General features: G+C 63.1%; 1 protein-coding gene. It reads left to right on the top strand.

What is annotated here, in order from left to right; translation table 11 throughout:
• Window positions 1-476 (top strand): sigma-70 family RNA polymerase sigma factor (locus AC1D00_RS44550; RefSeq protein WP_477015136.1); only part of this gene is annotated, 476 nt, incomplete at its 5' end.
• Between the last annotated feature and the right edge of the window lie 88 nt (window positions 477-564).

A 564-nucleotide genomic window follows, 5' to 3' on the forward strand; every position in this document is an offset into this window, starting at 1 on the left:
TGATCGAGACGATCAACAAGATCGTGCGCACGAGCCGCCAGATGCTCAACGAGATCGGCCGCGAGCCGACCCCGGAAGAGCTCGCCGAGAAGCTCGGCATGCCCTTGGAGAAGGTGCGCAAGGTCCTCAAGATCGCCAAGGAGCCGTTGTCGCTCGAGACGCCCGTCGGTGACGAAGAGGATTCACACCTCGGCGATTTCATCGAGGACAAGAACGCGATCCTGCCGATCGACGCCGCGATCCAGTCGAACCTGCGCGAGACCACCACGCGCGTGCTCGCCTCGCTCACCCCGCGCGAAGAGCGCGTGCTGCGCATGCGCTTCGGCATCGGCATGAACACCGACCACACGCTGGAAGAAGTCGGCCAGCAGTTCTCGGTGACGCGCGAGCGCATCCGTCAGATCGAAGCCAAGGCGCTGCGGAAGCTGAAGCATCCGTCGAGGTCGCGGAAGCTGCGGAGCTTCCTGGACAATTAAATCGGATCGTCATGCCCGGGCCTGACCCGGGCATCCATCCAACGAAAACGGCGGGCCGAAAGCCCGCCGTTTTTCTGTTGTGCTGATG

This window comes from Bradyrhizobium sp. P2_E8 (genome assembly GCF_056403875.1).